Source organism: Curtobacterium flaccumfaciens, assembly GCF_013359815.1.
Taxonomy (GTDB): Bacteria; Actinomycetota; Actinomycetes; order Actinomycetales; family Microbacteriaceae; genus Curtobacterium; species Curtobacterium flaccumfaciens.
In genome coordinates this window covers 232304-250040 of sequence record NZ_JABMCF010000041.1, presented here as the reverse complement: position 1 = coordinate 250040, position 17737 = coordinate 232304, and the positions used below count along the sequence as shown (strand labels likewise).

Below are 17737 nucleotides of genomic sequence, written 5' to 3'. Positions count from 1 at the left end.
GTGGTCGCATGGAGTTCGCCGACGTCGCCAGGGAGCTGCTGCTCGTCGCGCCGCAGGACTTCGTCGCCGAGCGCACCGCACGGCAGCGTGCGGTGCGGCAGGACGACCGCGCCCTCGCGACCGAGATCGGGAAGCTCCGGAAGCCCTCACCGGCCGCCTGGGTGATCGACCTGCTCGCCCACGACGGTGCCCTCGACGACGCCGTCGACCTCGGACCGGCACTCCGCAAGGCCCAGGCCGACGCCGACCCCGACGCGATCCGGACCCTCCGTCGGCAGCGCGCCGAGGTCGTCGACGCCCTCGCACAGGCCGGTGCGGACCTGGCGTCCGACGCCGGACACCCCGTCACCCCGGCGGTGCTCGAGCAGGTCCGGTCGACGATCGAGGCGGCGATGGCGGACCCGCACGCCGGCGCGGCCGTCCGGTCGGGGCTGCTCGTGACGGCGCTCGAGAGCGTGGGGTTCGACGCGGTCGACCTCGACGGGGCGCTCGCGGATCCGGACGCGGTGCCCGATGCCTGGTCCGGCAGCGATGCCCCACCCATCCCCATCTCCCAGGCGAGGGGCGCGCGGAAGGCGAGCCGTGCCTCCAGGCCCGCGCAGCGCGACGCCCCGGAACCGGACGCCGAAGCCGATCCCGACCCCGTACCAGAACCGAAGCGCGACCCGGTCGCCGACCGGAAGGCCGCACGCCAGGCCGAGACCGCGGCGCGCACGGAGTCCCGCGACGCCGACGCAGCACTCGACACCGCCGAGGCCGATCTCGAACAGGCGGAGGAGCGCCGCGCGGAGCTCCAGCGTGCCCTGGAGCAGGCCGAGGCCGAGATCACCCGGCTCGAGGCAGCCCGCGACGAGGCCGAGGCAGCGAGCGACCGGGCGCGCGACGTCCTCCACGCCGCGCAGGAGCACCGTCGGCAGGTCGGCCGCTGAGCGTCGTCGCAGCGGAAGCGGGCAGATCACGGGACGACACGCCCGGACGGCCCTGCTAGACTCAATCCCTGACTTCGGCGAGGGCTGCGTACGCGCGGCCGTGATCGACGCGGTGGGATACCCGGCAAGACCCTGGGATCGTTCCTCACGCGTGCACGCGTTCGAGTTGCAACACCACAGACCCCCACGATGCCGGCACCCCGGCGTCGTCCCCGACACCAGGAGGCACCATGGCCGACTACACCAAGCTCGCAGCGGAAGTCCGCACCAAGTTCGGCAAGGGCGCTGCTCGCAAGCTCCGCGCGGCCGACAAGATCCCCGCGGTCGTCTACGGCCACGGCACCGAGCCGAAGCACATCTCGCTGCCCGGTCACGAGACCATGCTGCTCGTCCGTACCGCCAACGCGGTCGTCGACCTCGACATCGAGGGTGCTGCGCAGCTCGCCCTCGTCAAGGACGTCCAGCGTGACCCGGTGCGCCAGATCATCGAGCACATCGACCTCGTGGTCCTCCGCCGTGGCGAGAAGGTCACGGTCGACGTGCCCGTCGTCATCGAGGGCGAGTCCTTCTCCGGCACCATCCACGTGCAGGACCTCAACACGATCTCGCTGCTCGTGCTCGCCACCGACATCCCGGAGCACGTCTCCGTGAACGTCGAGGGCCTCGAGGACGGCGTGCAGATCCACGCCGCGCAGCTCGAGCTCCCCGAGGGCGCCGAGCTCGAGACCGACCCCGAGGCGCTGGTCGTCGCGATCGTCACCCCGCGTGGCACCGCTGACGACGACGCTGCGGACGAGGCCTCGGCCGAGGCCGGTGCCGAGTCGGGTGCCGAGGGCGCCGCGGACTCCGAGTAACACCCCTTCGAAGACATCTGGTCGACGCTGTGACACTGCGCTCATGAACGGCAGCAGCATCCTGGTGGTGGTCGGGCTCGGGAACCCCGGGCCCGACTACGCGGGCAACCGTCACAACGTCGGCCAGATGGTCCTCGACGAACTCGCGTCCCGCATGGGAGCGACGTTCAAGAAGCACAAGACGCCGAACCAGGTCGCCGAGGGGCGCCTGGTGCCCGGCGGCACACGACTCGTGCTGGCGAAGCCCGGGTCGTTCATGAACACCTCGGGCGGACCGGTCTCCTCGGTGCTCGGGTTCTACAGCGCCACACCGGCCGACCTCGTCGTCGTGCACGACGAGCTCGACCTGCCGTTCGACACCGTCCGCCTCAAGGGCAGCGGGGGTCACGGCGGGCACAACGGGCTGCGCGACATCATCAAGGCCACCGGCACGAACGAGTTCATGCGCGTCCGGGTCGGCATCGGGCGTCCGCCCGGTCGGCAGGACCCGGCCGACTACGTGCTGCGTGACTTCTCCGCAGCCGAGAAGAAGACGCTGCCGATCCTGCTGGCCGACGCCGCCGACGCGGTACAGGCGATCGCCGAGGTCGGGCTGCTCGCCGCACAGCAGCGCGTGCACGCTCCGTCCTGAGCGCTCCGTGCCGGGCGTCGGCGCTGTTCGCCCGTCGCGCACGTCGCGGCCGGTGTCGGTGGCGGCCGGTACCATCTCCTGAGTGACGATCTCGGGCATCATCCCTGCGCTCTCGCGCGCCTCCGCCTTCGATCGCGTGCTGCGCGCCGCACCGCGCGACGCCGACTTCTCCGTCGTGGATGGCCTGCGCGTGCCGCTGCTCGGCGCGCTGCTCGCCGAGCGCAACGGTCCGCAGTGCGTCCTCGTCATCACGGCGACCGGGCGTGAAGCCGAGGCGGTCCGCGAAGCGTTCGGCAGCTACGTCCCCGACGCCGACGTGCTCGAGTTCCCGGCGTGGGAGACCCTGCCGCACGAACGCCTCAGCCCGAGTGCCCAGACGGTCGGTACCCGCATCGCGACGCTCCGGAAGCTCGCGGCGTGGCAGGCGGCGGACCCGGCCGAGCGCCGCCAGACCATCGTCGTCGCGAGCGTCCGCGCCGCGCTGCAGCCGATCGCGAGCAACCTGACGTCCCTGGCGCCGGTGGTGCTGCGGACCGACTCGCGGGGCAACGACCTGGCGGCGATCGCGTCCCAGCTGGTGGACCTCGCCTACTCGCGTGTCGACCTCGTCACACGCCGTGGTGAGTTCGCGGTGCGCGGTGGCATCCTCGACGTCTTCCCGCCGACGGCCGACCACCCGGCACGCGTCGACTTCTTCGGCGACGAGATCGAGGCGATCAAGGCGTTCTCCGTCGCCGACCAGCGCACGACCGAGGACGACCTCGGCTCGGTCGAGCTGACCGCCTCGCGCGAACTCCTGCTCAGCGACGACGTCCGGCAGCGGGCGCGCGAGATGCTGCACGAGTTCCCGAACCTGTCGCAGATGCTCGCGAAGATCGCCGAGGGCATCCCGGTCGAGGGCATGGAGTCCCTCGCTCCGGCGCTCGTGCAGGACCTCGTGCCGATGACCTCCTACCTGCCGGACGACGCCACCATCGCGGTGTTCTCGCCCGAGCGGGTGAACGGCCGGGCGAACAGCCTCGCCGAGACGAACACCGAGTTCCTGCAGGCGGCCTGGAGTGCAGCGGTCGCCGGTGCCCAGGCCCCGATCGACCTCGACGCGGGCAACTTCCTGACCGTGCAGCAGCTCAAGAACACCCGCGGGCAGCGCACCTGGTGGACGGTGTCGCCGTTCGACTCCGGCCTCGACGAAGGGGACACCGAGCGCGTCCTCACCGACGCCGAGGCCGCTGCCGAGGCCGGCGAGTACATCCGCGTCCGGGCCGAGGCCGTCCCGAGCTTCGCCGGCAGCGCCGACGGGGCGATCGCGCACGTCAAGTCGCTGACCGACGACGGGTGGGCCGTCGTGGTGACCGCGCAGGGCCAGGGCCTCGTCGAGCGTGCGGTGCAGGTGCTCGCCGACGCCGGGGTCGCCGCCCGTGCCGCAGCGGTCGACGCGCCGCCCGAGCCGGGGTTCGCCGTCGTGACGACCGCGACCGTCGAGCACGGCTTCGCGATCCCCGACCCCCGCATCGCGGTCCTGAGCGAGGCGGAGTTCTACGGCCGCAGCGTCCAGCAGGGTGCCCGCACCGTCAAGAAGCTCGCGAGCCGCCGCAAGAACGTCGTCGACCCGCTGCAGCTCAAGCCGGGCGACGTCGTCGTGCACGCGACCCACGGCATCGGCAAGTTCGTCGAGCTCGTCAGCCGCGAGGTCTCCAGCGGCGGCCGCAACGCCGTGAAGACGCAGCGCGAGTACCTCGTGCTCGAGTACGCGCCGTCGAAGCGCAACTACCCGGGCGACAAGCTCTTCGTGCCGACCGACCAGCTCGACCAGCTGTCGCGGTACGTCGGTGGCGAGTCCCCGACCCTGTCGAAGATGGGCGGCTCGGACTGGTCCGCCGCCAAGTCGAAGGCCCGCAAGGCCGTCCGCGACATCGCCGTCGACCTGGTCAAGCTCTACTCGGCGCGCATGGCGTCGAAGGGGCACGCGTTCGGTCCGGACACCCCGTGGCAGCGCGAGCTGGAAGAGGCGTTCCCGTTCGCCGAGACCGCCGACCAGCTCACCACGATCGACGAGATCAAGCGCGACATGGAACGCCCGATCCCGATGGACCGCCTGCTGTCCGGCGACGTCGGCTACGGCAAGACCGAGGTCGCGATCCGGGCGGCGTTCAAGGCCGTGCAGGACGGCAAGCAGGTCGTCATGCTCGTCCCGACGACCCTGCTCGTCCGCCAGCACATGGAGACGTTCCAGGAGCGCTTCGCCGGGTTCCCTGTCCACCTGCGCGCCCTGAGCCGCTTCCAGACCGAGAAGGAGTCGAAGGAGACCATCGCCGGGCTCGCCGACGGCACAGTCGACATCGTCATCGCGACCCACCGGATCCTGTCGCAGGGCATCACCTTCAAGGACGTCGGGCTCGTCATCATCGACGAGGAACAGCGGTTCGGGGTCGAGCACAAGGACCAGCTCAAGAAGTTCAAGACGAACGTCGACGTCCTGGCGATGTCGGCGACCCCGATCCCGCGCTCGCTCGAGATGGCGGTCACGGGCATCCGTGAGATGTCGACCCTGGCGACCCCGCCCGAGGACCGCCACCCGATCCTGACCTTCGTCGGACCGCAGTCCGACCTGCAGGTGGCGGCGGCGATCCGTCGCGAGCTGCTGCGCGAGGGTCAGGTGTTCTACGTGCACAACCGCGTGAAGGACATCCAGTCGGTCGCAGCGCACCTGGCCGAGATCGTGCCGGACGCCCGCATCGCCGTGGCGCACGGGCAGATGTCCGAGACCACCCTCGAGCAGGTCATGGTCGACTTCTGGGAGCGCCGCTTCGACGTCCTCGTCTCGACGACGATCATCGAGACGGGCCTGGACATCGCCAACGCGAACACGCTCATCATCGACAAGGCAGACAAGTACGGCCTGTCGCAGCTGCACCAGCTGCGCGGACGTGTCGGCCGTGGGCGGGAGCGCGGGTACGCGTACTTCCTGTACGACTCCGACAAGCCGTTGTCCGAGACCGCACAGGACCGCCTCGAGACCATCGCCGCGAACAACGAGCTCGGCGCGGGCATGCAGGTCGCCATGAAGGACCTCGAGATCCGCGGGGCCGGCAACCTGCTCGGCGGGGAGCAGTCCGGCCACATCGCGGGCGTCGGCTTCGACCTGTACCTGCGGATGATCGGCGAGGCGGTGTCGCAGTTCCGTGGCGACGTCGCCGAGGGGCAGACCGAGCTCCGGCTCGAGATCCCCGTCGACGCGCACATCCCCGAGGACTACGTCGAGTCCGAGCGACTCCGGCTCGAGGCGTACCAGAAGCTGTCGGCGGCGTCGGCCCCGACGGCGCAGCCGAACGCGATCGACATGGTGCTCGACGAGCTCACCGACCGCTACGGGCAGCCGCCGCAGGCCGTGCAGACCCTGGTCGAGGTCTCCCGCCTCCGTCGCATGGCGCAGCAGGTCGGCCTGTCCGACGTCGTGGTGATGGGCTCGAACCTGCGGGTCGCCGGCAAGGAGCTCGCCGACTCGTCGCAGGTGCGCCTGAAGCGCATGTTCCCGGGTGCGCGCTGGTTCCCGCAGCAGAACGCGACGAGCATCCCCATGCCGCGTCCGCACGACCAGGCGCTGCCGGACGACGCCCTCATCCAGTGGGTGGAGAGCATCCTCACCGCCGTGTACGGCGCGACGACCCCCGCCGAGGCGCCGGCCGCGTAGACGCGAGCGGAGACGGCCTGGAGGCACGGTGCGGGCCCGCACCGTGCCTCCAGGCCGTCCATCGGCCACGTCCACGGCGCGTGCGCCGTCCGCGACGATCCACGCGTCCGCTGATGCGGAACGACAGAGTCGACGTCGTCCGACGTCGACTCTGTCGTTCCGCGTCGGCTGCGCCGCCGCCCGCCGCCCGCGACCCGCTACTCGGTGTCCTCGGCCTCGGACAGCTCGCGGCGCGCGCGGTACGCCCGCGCCCGCAGGGTGACGACGACCGCCGACGCGACGATGGCGACGCCCGAGCCGACGAGCACGGCGAGGACGCCCTCGTCGAGGATCTCCTCGTTGCGGGCGAACGCCAGCTCGTTCATGAGCAGCGACACCGTGAACCCGATGCCGCCGAGCACACCGACGGTGATGATCGAGAAGAACGACAGCGACGAGCGGCCGGGCGAACGGAAGACCCGCGTGGCGATCGTGCCGAACAGCGTGATGCCGATCACCTTGCCGACCGGCAGTGCGAGGACGACCGCCCAGAACGTGGGGGAGAGCTCGCTGATGCCGACCGAGGGGATGATGACGGCGGCCGACGCGAACGCGAACACCGGCAGCACGATGGCGTTCGACCACGGCTCGACGTTCTCGTGCAGGGTGTGGCCCGGGCGGCGGGGCAGCACGAGCCCGAGCGCGACGCCGGCGATGGTGGCGTGCACACCGGAGTGGTAGACGAGCCACCAGGTCAGGAGCCCGACGACGACCATCGCCACGATGACGAGCGTCTGCCCGCTGCGCCCCGGACGGAGCATCCGGCCGAGCAGCCAGAACACCGCGAGCGTGACGACGGCAGCGGCGAGGGCCAGGAAGTCGGTGTCGTGGGCGAACACCACGGCGATGATGATGATCGCGATGAGGTCGTCGAGCACGGCCAGCGCGAGCAGGAACACCCGGATGCCGCTCGGCAGCCCGCGACCGAACATGGCGAGCACCCCGAGCGCGAACGCGATGTCCGTCGCCGTCGGGATCGGCCACCCGTGCGTGTACTGCGTGCCCGCGGTGACGAGCAGGAAGATGCCGGCCGGGACGAGCACGCCGCCGACCGCCGCGATGGCGGGGATGATCGCGGTCTTGGGGTTCGACAGCTCGCCGTCGACGAGTTCCTGCTTGAGCTCGATCGCGACGAGCAGGAAGAAGACCGCGAGCAGACCGTCGCTGATCCAGTGCGCGATCGACAGGTCGAGGCCGAGGGCACCGAGCGGCAGGTGCGCGTCGAGCAGCCGTTCGAGGCCGGGGCCGATCGGGGAGTTCGCCACGACCAGGCCGAGCACGGCGGCGGTGAGGAGCGCGATGGCGCTGAAGCGGGGGGAGCGGACGAGGGACGACATGGATCTCCGTCTCGAGGGGTCGGGTGAGTGTCCGTCGACCAGACTTCCCGACACACCACGGCCAGTCTACGCGGGTGGCACGATGACCTGATGACCGCCGTACCGGACCTCGTGACCGTCGTCGACCGCCTGCTCGCCGAGGACGGCGGGTGCGTCTGGAACCGGGCGCAGACCCACGCCTCGCTCGCCCGCTACGCCGTCGAGGAGTCGTACGAACTCGTCGACGCCATCGACGACGGCGACCCGGACGACGTCCGCGAGGAACTCGGCGACCTGCTCTACCAGGTGGTCCTGCACGCGGGGATCGCCGCCCGGGCGGGGAACTTCACCCTCGAGGACGTCGCCGCCGGGGTGCGGGACAAGATGACCCGGCGGCACCCGCACGTGTTCGGCGACGAGACGGCGGACACCGTCGAGGACGTCGTGCGGGTCTGGCGTGCGGCCAAGGCTGCCGAGAAGGCGAGCCGGCGGAGTGCGTTCGACGGGGTGCCGCGGGCGATGCCGCCGCTGGAGCGCGCGGTGAAGCTGCTGGAACGCCTGGAGGAACGTGGGGACGCCGACGCGGTCGTCGCGTCCGTCGTCGGGGCTGGTTCCGGCGTCGGCCTGGAGGCCCGTGGTGCGTCCGCCGCGGACGACGGGGTCGGCACGGTCGACGCCGAGTGGGGGCGAGCGGTGCTCGGGGAGGTCGCGGCTGCGGCGGGACGCGGGGTGGACCCGGTCGCGAGTCTGCGGGCCGCGGTGTCGGCGCTCGAGGAGGCCGGTCGGGCTGTGGAGTGATCCCCGGTCGGGAGGTCGCTCCGGGCAGGGGAGAACGGGCGCCCTCCCAACCCGAAAAAGAGAGGGCGCCCGTGAGCGGGCGTCGGCTCCACCAGGGAGAGGGGCCGACAGGGAAGCCCGCTCGAACCGCGGGACGCACTGCAGCACGTCGCCCCGCGAATCGGTCCGGAGCGTGGATCAGGCACGATCCGGACCGAGGTTCTGCATGCAGTATGCCAGTGGGTCGGCACGCGCGCAAGCCGGAGACGCCCGTCTGCCAGAATTGACCGCATGGCAACGACCGTGACGGCACCCCGTGGCATGCGTGACTTCCTCCCGGCGGACAAGGCCCGGCGCGAGCACGTGCTCGGTGTCGTGCGGGACGTCTACTCGCGGCACGGTTTCGACGAGATCGAGACCCCGGTGGTGGAGGACGCTGCGCGGCTGCACTCCGGGCTCGGCGGCGACAACGAGAAGCTGGCGTTCGCGGTGATGAAGCGCGGGCTGACGACCGAGGACCTGCAGGCGGCCGAAGCGCCGCTGGACCTCGCCGACCTCGGTCTCCGGTTCGACCTGACGGTCCCGTTGGCCCGGTTCTACGCCTCGCACCGTGCGGAGCTGCCGTCGGTGTTCCGGTCCGTGCAGATCGCGCCGGTGTGGCGTGCCGAGCGCCCGCAGAAGGGCCGCTACCGCCAGTTCGTGCAGTGCGACATCGACATCCTGGGGGAGCCCGGGCAGCTCGCCGAGATCGAGCTCATCCGCGCGACGACCGCGGCCCTCGACGCCCTCGGGGTCCGCGGCACGACGATCCGGATCAACGACCGCCGGATCCTGCTGGCGCTCCTCGCGTCGTGGGGGATCACCGAGCCGGCCGCCGCGGACCGCGCGCTCATCACGATCGACAAGCTCGACAAGATCGGCGCGGACGGCGTCGCGGCGGAACTCCGCAGCTCCGTGGGCGCCGGCCTGCCCGGGCTCGAGGACACCATCCGTGCGCTCGAGGCCGCCGACTGGACGTCGGTCGAGGGGGCGCCGTGGCTCGACGCCGAGGCCTTCGCCGACCTGCTCCGCCTGCGCGAGGCGTTGCCCGGGGTGGACCTGCGCTTCGACCCGACGCTCGTGCGCGGCATGGGCTACTACACGGGCACGATCTTCGAGGTCGCGCACCCCGACTTCGGCTACAGCCTCGGTGGCGGCGGCCGGTACGACGGGATGATCGGTCGGTTCCTCGGGCAGGACGTCCCCGCGGTCGGGTTCTCGCTCGGGTTCGAGCGGCTCGTCGACCTCGTGACCCTCCCGGAGTCCGCCGAGGCCGACGCCGTCGTGCTCGTGTACGACAAGGACGTCGACCCGGTCCGGCTCGCCGCGCTGAAGACCGAGGCCCTGGCGTCCCACCGGCGCGTCCGGCTCGAGCGCCGCACGAAGAACACCAAGAACCTGCTCGCCGGCCTCGCCGCCCAGGGCTTCACGGCGTTCGCGACCGTCTCGGCGGACACCGCGTCGCTCGAGGGCGTCGAGTTCCGCCCGCTCGACTGAGCACCCAGTCCTCGTTCCAGCACGGACTCGTCCACAGCGGGGCGTCACGGCCGACGTCGTGTTCACCTCCGCTCGCTAGGATCGACACCGCAATCACCACAACCAATGTGTAGGGAGTACCCCGTGGCCCTGATCGATGCCGTAGGCGCACGCGAAGTCCTCGATTCCCGAGGCAACCCGACGGTCGAGGTCGAGGTCCTCCTCGACGACGGCGTCGTGTCCCGCGCGCTCGTCCCGTCCGGTGCATCCACCGGCGCGTTCGAGGCGTACGAGCTGCGCGACGGCGACGCCTCGCGCTACGGCGGCAAGGGCGTGCTCAAGGCCGTCGACGCCGTCCTCGACGAGATCGGCCCGGCGCTCGAGGGCTTCGACGCCACCGACCAGCGCCTCGTCGACGCCGCGCTCATCGAGCTCGACGGCACCGAGAACAAGTCCCGCCTCGGCGCGAACGCGATCCTCGGTGCCTCGCTCGCCGTGGCCCGTGCCGCAGCCGACTCGGTCGACCTGCCGCTCTTCCGCTACCTCGGCGGCCCGAACGCGCACACGCTGCCCGTCCCGCTGATGAACGTCGTCAACGGTGGTGCCCACGCGGACACCAACGTCGACATCCAGGAGTTCTTCCTGGTGCCCTACGGCGCCGAGTCCTTCTCCGAGGCGCTCCGCTGGGGCGTCGAGACCTACCACGCCCTCAAGGGCGAGCTGAAGAAGCAGGGCCTGGCCACCGGCCTCGGCGACGAGGGCGGCTTCGCGCCGGAGCTCGCGTCGAACCGCGCCGCGCTCGACTTCCTGCTCACCGCGATCGAGAAGGCCGGCTACACGCCCGGCAAGGACATCGCCGTCGGCCTCGACGTCGCGTCCACCGAGTTCTTCTCGGACGGCAAGTACCAGTTCGAGGGCAAGCAGCTCTCGAGCCAGGAGTTCACCTCCTACTTCGCCGAGCTCGTCGCGAACTACCCCCTCGTCACCATCGAGGACCCGCTGGCCGAGGACGACTGGGAAGGCTGGTCGCACCTGACCGCCGAGCTCGGCGACAAGGTCCAGATCGTCGGCGACGACCTGTTCGTCACCAACCCGAAGCGTCTGCAGCGGGGCATCGACGAGAAGGCCGCGAACTCGATCCTCGTCAAGGTCAACCAGATCGGCACGCTCACCGAGACGCTCGACGCGGTCTCGCTCGCGCACCGTCACGGCCTGACCTCGATCCTGTCGCACCGCTCCGGCGAGACCGAGGACACCACGATCGCGGACATCGCGGTCGCGGTCGACGGTGGTCAGATCAAGACCGGCGCCCCGGCCCGCTCGGACCGCGTCGCGAAGTACAACCAGCTGCTCCGCATCGAGGAAGAGCTCGGCGACGCCGCGGTGTACGCCGGTCGCTCGGCCTTCCCGCGCGCCGCGTCGCTGTAACCAGCCCGGCCAGCAGTACCCGCACCACCGAGACGCTGTCCTCCTCCAGGAGGGCGGCGTCTCGTCGTGTGTGCGGCCTCGAGGTGCCGAGCGGTCAGGACGTGCCGCGCGCGCTGCGTCGAGTGGTCGGGAGTCGTCGGCTGGCCCGGGCCCGGCCGACAGGACGTGACCACCGGACGTGCGTCTGGCGGTGTGTGGTGACCACTCCGGGTGCGGGACGGACGGGCGGGCCGGAGCCGTGCCTCCCGGCTGCCTGGACCGGACGACGCGAGACGCTGGGAGGGCGCCGAACAGCCGCGTGCCGGGCGGCCCGACCGGCCGTGCCGGGTTATCGTCGGACCGTGCCCAGCCAGAAGCCCCGCGTCCGCCGCGTCCCCGTGGCGATGCCCGACGGCAGCACACCCGCGCAGCCCTGGTACCGCTCGATCCACTTCTCCGGGTTCAGCCTGCTCATGCTCGCGATCATCGTGCTCTTCGTGGTGGTGCTCGCGCCGTCGCTCCGGACGCTCATCCAGCAGCAGGAGCAGATCGCCCAGCAGCAGCAGGAGGTCGCGAGCCAGAAGGCCGACGTCACGCAGAAGAAGAAGGACGTCGCACGCTGGGACGACCCGGCGTACATCGAGGCGCAGGCCCGTGACCGGCTGCTCTACGTGTACCCGGGCGAGGAGAGCTACCTCGTGATGGGCACCGAGGACAAGCGGACCGAGAAGACCCCCACCACCGACTCGGGCACGCCCGTGAGCGCGAAGGTGCAGACGCCCAAGGTCGACTGGGTGCAGGCGATGCTCTCGTCGGTGCTGCAGTCCGGGCTCACCGACGAGCGTGCCGCCGACCTCGTCGCCCCCGACGTCTCCGGCACGGGCGACAGCAAGTAGTCCCGGACCGCAGGGCGCGGAGCCGTCCGGCCCGACGGTGCGAGGGGTTCCGCTTCTCCGGTAGGCTCACGTTCCCGTGACGACCCCTCCCTTCGACCCGCCCTCCGACCGCGACGTCCAGGTCGTGTCGGCGCAGCTCGGCCGACCGGCACGTGACGTCATCGGGATCGCGGCACGCTGCGTCTGTGGCAACCCCACCGTCGTCTCCACGAAGCCCCGGCTGTCGAACGGCACCCCGTTCCCGACGTTCTACTACCTGTGCCACCCCGCGGCCACCGCTGCGGTCAGCACCCTCGAGGCCAACCAGGTGATGCCCGAGCTGGCAGCCCTGCTCGAGGACCCCGAAGTCGCCGCGCAGTACCGCGCGGCCCACGAGTCCTACCTGGCCGATCGCGAGTCGATCGAACACGTCGACGAGATCGACGGCATCAGCGCCGGTGGCATGCCCACCCGCGTGAAGTGCCTGCACGCCCTCGTCGGCCACGCCCTCGCCGCCGGACCCGGCGTCAACCCCATCGGCGACCTCGCGCTCGAGCGCGCGGACTGGTCGCCCTCCCGGTGTGAGTGCCGGGCGTATGATGACGGTGCAGACGCTGGAGTCGGGGCGGGTGGCGGCGAAGTCTGACCCGACTCCCGCACACCCCCATCCAAGGAGATCATCCCCCGTGCCCAAGATCCTCGTCGTCGGCGGCGGTTACGCCGGTTTCTACACCGCATGGAAGCTCGAGAAGCACCTTCGCCAGGGCGAAGCCGAGGTCGTCATGGTGGACCCGCTGCCGTACATGACGTACCAGCCGTTCCTGCCCGAGGTCGCCGCCGGTTCCATCGAGCCGCGTCACGCGGTCGTCGCGCACCGTCGTCACCTCAAGAAGACCCGCGTCGTCACGGCGAAGGTCACCAAGGTCGACCACGCCACCAAGACGGCGACGATCACCCCCACCGAGGGCGAGGCGTGGGAGGAGTCCTACGACCAGATCGTCATGACCGCCGGCGCGGTGTCCCGCACGTTCCCGATCCCGGGCGTCGCCGACGAGGCCATCGGCCTGAAGACGATCGAGGAAGCCGCGTCGATCCGTGACCGCATCCTCAGCAACTTCCACAAGGCGGCGAACCTGCCGGCCGGTCCCGAGCGCGACCGCCTGCTCACCGTCGTCGTCGTCGGTGGTGGCTTCGCCGGCATCGAGGTGTTCGCCGAGCTCCGCTCCTTCGTCACCGACCTGCTGAAGAGCCACCCGCAGCTGTCCTTCGACGACACGCACTTCCACCTGGTCGAGGCGATGGGCCGCATCATGCCCGAGGTCTCCCTCGAGACCTCGCACTGGGTGCTCAAGAACCTCGCCGAGCGTGGCGCGACCGTGCACCTCGAGACCCAGCTGGCCTCGGCCGTCGGTGGCGTCTGCGAGCTGAAGACGAGCGACGGCGCGATCGAGACCATCCCGTCCGACCTCATCATCTGGACCGCCGGTGTCATGGCGAACCCGATGGTCAAGGGCACCGACTTCCCGCTCGAGCAGCGTGGCCGCATCCGCGTGCAGCCCGACCTGCGCGTGGTCGACGACAACGGCGTGATCGCCGACGCATGGGCCTGCGGCGACGTCGCAGCCGTGCCGGACCTGACCGGTGGCGGTGTCGGCGGGTTCTGCGTGCCGAACGCCCAGCACGCCGTGCGCCAGGCCAAGCAGCTCGCGAAGAACGTCGTCGCGACCATCCGTGGCGAGGCGACGACCGACTACAAGCACGAGAACCTCGGCGCCGTCGCGGGTCTCGGCCTGGGCACCGGTGTGTTCCAGTCCGGCAAGTTCGCCATGAAGGGCTTCCTGGCCTGGGGCGCCCACCGCGGTTACCACGGCCTGGCCATGCCGTCGTGGGAGCGCAAGTGGCGCGTCATCGGCGACTGGGTCGGTGGCTTCTTCCTGGGCCGCGACATCGTGTCGCTCGACGACCGCGAGACCCCGCGTGCCGCGTTCGAGGCCTTCGCGTCCCGTCCGAAGCCCGCTGCCGAGGCCCCGGCCGCGCCCGCCGCAGCCCCGGCTCCGGAAGAGGGCAAGGTCGCCGGTGCCGCTGGCCCCGTCTACGGCGAACCCGCGAAGGACGTCTCCAACGCCCCCGAGCCGGTGACGGCCCCGGCCGACGCCAAGTAGCACCACTCGTCACGAAGGCGGTCACCTGCGAAGGGTGGCCGCCTTCGTGCATCGGTAGGCTGTTGCGGCCCGCCCCCGTGGCCCAATCGGTAGAGGCACGCGACTTAAAATCGCTGAGTTGTGGGTTCGAGTCCCACCGGGGGTACCGAACACCGCACGCGACCCGCGCACCCCGCATGCCCAGTAGCATCGACGATCGTGGTCGGACTCGGAAGCGCACTCGCCAACCTGCAGAACGCCCTCCGCCGACCGGAGGCCCACGTCGAGGTCGTCGACGGCGAGAGCGTCCCGGTCGGCATGCTCCTCGGCACCCTCGGAGCCCTGCTCCTGGACGCCGGCAGCTCCGTCACCGACGTCCGGTCGGCGCTCGAGAAGGCCCGGGACGCCGCCGGGGTCGGACCGACGCTCGCGATCGGCGTCCTGCCCGCCCTGGTGATGGTGAGCGAGGTCTCGACGGGCGCCGCCACCATCGTCAACGCCGAGGGCGTCGAACTGTCCTCCCGCCAGGCCGCCCGCGCCAACCGGGTCGTGCTCGGGCTCGAGAGCGGCTCCATCGCCCTCGCCGAGATCCCCGCCCGCGTCCGGGCCATCCGCGCCGGCACGGTCCCGCCGCCCGCGCTGCCGTGGATCCTCGGCAACGCCCTGACCTCGGCCGGCCTGGCCGTCGTCTTCCGCTGCCCCTGGTGGGCGATCGTCCTGGCGCTCGTCGTCGGCGGCCTGGTCGGCGTGATCGGACTGGTCCTCCGGCGCTTCCGCGAAGCCGTGGCGATCATCCCGTTCCTGGCCGCGTTCGTGTCGACGGCGATCGTCGGCCTCGTCGCCGCGGGCACCGGGTTCGAGCAGGTCCCGCTCTTCGCGGTCTGCGCCCCGGTGGCGGTGTTCGTCCCCGGCGCGCTCATCACCAACGCGTTGCTCGAACTCACCGCCGCGGACATCGTCACCGGGTCGTCGCGGCTGGTGCAGGGGCTCATCATGCTCGGCTTCATGGCCGCCGGCATCGCGTCCGGCAGCGCCCTGACCGGGTTGCACGTCGACCCGTCGTCGGCCGCGCTCGTCGGCGAGGTCGCGGGGGTCGGCACCGACCTGGCCGGCTGGGAGTCCGTGCCCGCGTACTGGGTGTCGTGGGTCGCCGTCGTGGTGCTCGCGGTCGGGCTCGGTCTGGTGTTCCGGTCCGGGTGGCGCCTGACGCTCGTGTCGGTGGCGGTCATGGTCACCGCCTACGCCGTGGTGAGCACGACGACGCCGCTCTGGGGCAGCGTCGTCGCGACCGGGGCCGCGGCGGCGCTGCTGTTCGTCGCGACGCGCCTGCTCGAGCGGCTCGTGCCGGCGATCCCGGCGACGGTGTCCTTCTTCCCGGCGTTCCTGCTGCTCGTGCCGGGGACGGTCGGGCTCGTGGCGGTGGCCACCTTCGATCCCGAGGCGCTCGCGACCCCGCTCGCGACCTTCGTCAGCCTGTGCATCGGGACGAAGATCGGCGGGCTCCTGCCCGGCCTCTTCGCCCGCAACGCGCCCCGGCGCGCGGTGGACGCGACCAGCTGACGGCCTGGAGGCCCGTGGCGGCGCCGCCACGGGCCTCCAGGCCGTCACCGGCCGGGTACCGGGTCCGCTACGGCTCGATCAGCCGGCCGGCTGCCTGGTCCGCCGCGGCCGTGTCCTTCGCCAGGTAGTGCACCTTCTTGCCGGTGGCGTTGTACGGGACGTCCGTGACGAAGCGGTACCGCCGCGGGCGCTTGTAGCGGGCGAGGCCCGGGTGGGAGCCCGACCACTCCTCGAGCGCGGCCGCTGCCTCGGCGTCGTCGGCTGGCAGCCGGTCGCCGGCACGGACGACGTACGCGGTGACGACCTCGCCCCATCGCGGGTCCGGCACGCCCACCACGATGGAGTCGGCGACCCCGGGGTGCTCCTGCAGCACGGCCTCGACCTGGACGGGGTGCACGTTCTCGCCGCCGGAGATGACCATGTCGTCCTTGCGGCCCACGATCGTCACCCGCTCGTGCTCGTCCCACGTGGCGAGGTCGCCGGGGTAGAACCAGCCGTTCGCGAACTTCTCGGCCTCGAGCCCGGGGTTCCGGTACGAGTAGCCGGACTTCACGGTGCGGACGGCGACCTCGCCGATCTCGGTGCCGTCCTTCGCCACCGTGTCGGTCGGGTCGGCCAGACGGTCCTCGTGCACGCGGACGACGGCGACGTCGTCGTCGGTCGATGCGCGACCGGTGGAGCCGGCGCCGTCCGGGAAGTCCTCGGGGCGCAGGAACGTGTTCCAGAAGGTCTCGGTGGTGCCGTACCCGTTGAAGATCCGGGGCGACAGCAGCTCCTGGTACCGCAGTGCCGCGGCGCGGTCGAGCGGTGCGCCCATCGTGACGATGCCGTTGAGGCTCGACAGGTCCCGCGCCCGGCGTTCCTGCGCGTCGGCGAGCTGCACCAGGTTCGGCGGGGCCCCGATCAGGAACGTCAGGCGCTCGGACTCGACCAGGTCGAGCACCCGGTCGGCGTCGAAGTGGCGCAGCGTCGTGAGTTCCGCGCCGACGTAGAACACCGGGTTCGGGCCACCCGAGTACAGGCCGCCACGGTGGGACAGCGGCGACATGTTGAGCGTCTTGTCGAACGGACTGAGCGGGAAGTGCATGACCACGTCGTGCGCGCTGAGCACCTCGACCAGGCTCGGCAGCGGGACCGGCTTCGGCCGACCGGTGGTGCCCGAGGTGTAGAGCCGGGTGGACTCGTCGTAGGTGCTGCGCGGGCCGATCGCCGCGAGTTCCTCGGGGGAGACGGGCTCGGACGCGAGGAGCTCGGCGAACCGGTCGTGGTCGCCGCCCACCGGGACGACCTGGTCCGGCCGGTGCGGCGAGGACTCGATCGCAGCGGCGATCGCACTCGTCCGCTCGGTGTCGTGCACCAGGACGGCGGGTGCGGAGTCCTCGATGATGAACGCGACCTCGTCCGGGGCGAGCCGGAAGTTCGTCGGCGAGAACACCGCGCCGATGCGGTGACAGGCCAGGTAGAGCATCGCGAACTCGGGTGAGTTGAACAGCTCGACCATCACGACGGAACCCCGTCCGCCACCGTGCCGGACGAGCCACCCGGCGATCCGGTCGACGGCGTCGCCGAGCTCGGCGTAGGTCCACGAGCGGTCCGTCTCCGGCTCGCGGAGCGCGGGTCGGCCGGCGAAGCGGTGGGTGTTGCGGGCGAAGCCGTTCGCGTAGGTGAAGCTGCCCTCGAACACCTCGCGGAAGCGCGTCGGGTCGTAGTCGGACCGGGTGTCGGTGCGGGGTTCCGGGTCGGGTCGGGTGTCGGTGTGGGGTTCCGGGTCGAGTCGGGTGTCGGTCATCATCGCTCCTGCCGCGGTCGTGCGGTGCACACCGTCGGTGCTGCGCGGGCACCGGTCGCGCGGCACTGCTGCACCGCTGGTCCGGTGCGGCGTCGGTCGTCCGTGCGGGACGGCGAACGTCCTCCGTGCGGTGCGACCAGCACCGTTCGTCACACTAGCCCGCTGTCCGCGAACCGGCCCGGATGTGCGTCTTCTGTCCGACCGGTGGTGCGG

Annotated in this window: 13 protein-coding genes and 1 tRNA gene; 12 read left to right on the top strand and 2 right to left on the bottom strand. The window is 71.4% G+C overall.

Going from position 1 to position 17737, the window contains the following annotated elements; translation table 11 throughout:
* Window positions 1-8 precede the first annotated feature (8 nt).
* The 4 genes from HP445_RS18100 (at window position 9) to mfd (ending at window position 6105) form a co-directional block, all read left to right on the top strand.
* Window positions 9-929, top strand: a complete 921-nt coding sequence (locus HP445_RS18100; protein ID WP_128781139.1) for a hypothetical protein — start codon at window positions 9-11, stop codon at window positions 927-929.
* Between the two features lie 230 nt (window positions 930-1159).
* Complete coding sequence (locus HP445_RS18095; RefSeq protein WP_071405234.1) at window positions 1160-1783, top strand: 50S ribosomal protein L25/general stress protein Ctc; 624 nt, start codon at window positions 1160-1162, stop codon at window positions 1781-1783.
* 43 nt (window positions 1784-1826) lie between these two features.
* Window positions 1827-2414 carry an aminoacyl-tRNA hydrolase gene (gene pth, locus HP445_RS18090; protein ID WP_111029602.1) on the top strand — a complete coding sequence of 196 codons (588 nt, stop codon included), beginning with the start codon at window positions 1827-1829 and terminating at the stop codon, window positions 2412-2414.
* Between the two features lie 82 nt (window positions 2415-2496).
* On the top strand, window positions 2497-6105 hold the full coding sequence (gene mfd / locus HP445_RS18085) for a transcription-repair coupling factor (RefSeq protein WP_128781140.1): 3609 nt from the start codon (window positions 2497-2499) through the stop codon (window positions 6103-6105).
* A 197-nt stretch (window positions 6106-6302) separates the two neighbouring features.
* On the opposite strand, the gene nhaA is transcribed toward mfd, so the two are convergent.
* Window positions 6303-7481 (bottom strand): Na+/H+ antiporter NhaA, encoded by a 1179-nt coding sequence (gene nhaA / locus HP445_RS18080; RefSeq protein WP_128781141.1) that lies wholly within the window; start codon window positions 7479-7481, stop codon window positions 6303-6305.
* Between the two features lie 90 nt (window positions 7482-7571).
* Here nhaA and HP445_RS18075 point away from each other — a divergent pair, with 90 nt between their 5' ends.
* The 8 genes from HP445_RS18075 (at window position 7572) to HP445_RS18040 (ending at window position 15735) form a co-directional block, all read left to right on the top strand.
* Entirely contained in the window at window positions 7572-8258 is a 687-nt protein-coding gene (locus HP445_RS18075) for a MazG family protein (protein WP_128781142.1), read from the top strand.
* A gap of 270 nt (window positions 8259-8528) precedes the next feature.
* The gene (gene hisS, locus HP445_RS18070; protein WP_128781143.1) at window positions 8529-9773 is read left to right on the top strand and encodes a histidine--tRNA ligase; all 1245 of its coding nucleotides are present in this window, start codon (window positions 8529-8531) and stop codon (window positions 9771-9773) included.
* Between the two features lie 123 nt (window positions 9774-9896).
* Window positions 9897-11180 (top strand): phosphopyruvate hydratase, encoded by a 1284-nt coding sequence (gene eno / locus HP445_RS18065; protein ID WP_027464494.1) that lies wholly within the window; start codon window positions 9897-9899, stop codon window positions 11178-11180.
* A gap of 341 nt (window positions 11181-11521) precedes the next feature.
* The gene (locus HP445_RS18060) at window positions 11522-12055 is read left to right on the top strand and encodes an FtsB family cell division protein (RefSeq protein WP_071406118.1); all 534 of its coding nucleotides are present in this window, start codon (window positions 11522-11524) and stop codon (window positions 12053-12055) included.
* A 76-nt stretch (window positions 12056-12131) separates the two neighbouring features.
* A complete protein-coding gene (locus HP445_RS18055; RefSeq protein WP_071406119.1) occupies window positions 12132-12680 on the top strand; it encodes a DUF501 domain-containing protein in 549 nt (182 codons plus the stop codon).
* Between the two features lie 40 nt (window positions 12681-12720).
* The gene (locus tag HP445_RS18050) at window positions 12721-14196 is read left to right on the top strand and encodes an NAD(P)/FAD-dependent oxidoreductase (RefSeq protein ID WP_017886746.1); all 1476 of its coding nucleotides are present in this window, start codon (window positions 12721-12723) and stop codon (window positions 14194-14196) included.
* A gap of 71 nt (window positions 14197-14267) precedes the next feature.
* Window positions 14268-14341: transfer RNA gene (locus HP445_RS18045), tRNA-Leu, on the top strand.
* Window positions 14342-14394: 53 nt separating this feature from the next.
* Window positions 14395-15735, top strand: coding sequence for a threonine/serine exporter family protein (locus tag HP445_RS18040; protein ID WP_027464496.1), 1341 nt, complete (start codon window positions 14395-14397; stop codon window positions 15733-15735).
* 67 nt (window positions 15736-15802) lie between these two features.
* Here HP445_RS18040 and HP445_RS18035 read toward each other — a convergent pair whose 3' ends face one another.
* Window positions 15803-17524 (bottom strand): class I adenylate-forming enzyme family protein, encoded by a 1722-nt coding sequence (locus HP445_RS18035; protein WP_128781144.1) that lies wholly within the window; start codon window positions 17522-17524, stop codon window positions 15803-15805.
* Between the last annotated feature and the right edge of the window lie 213 nt (window positions 17525-17737).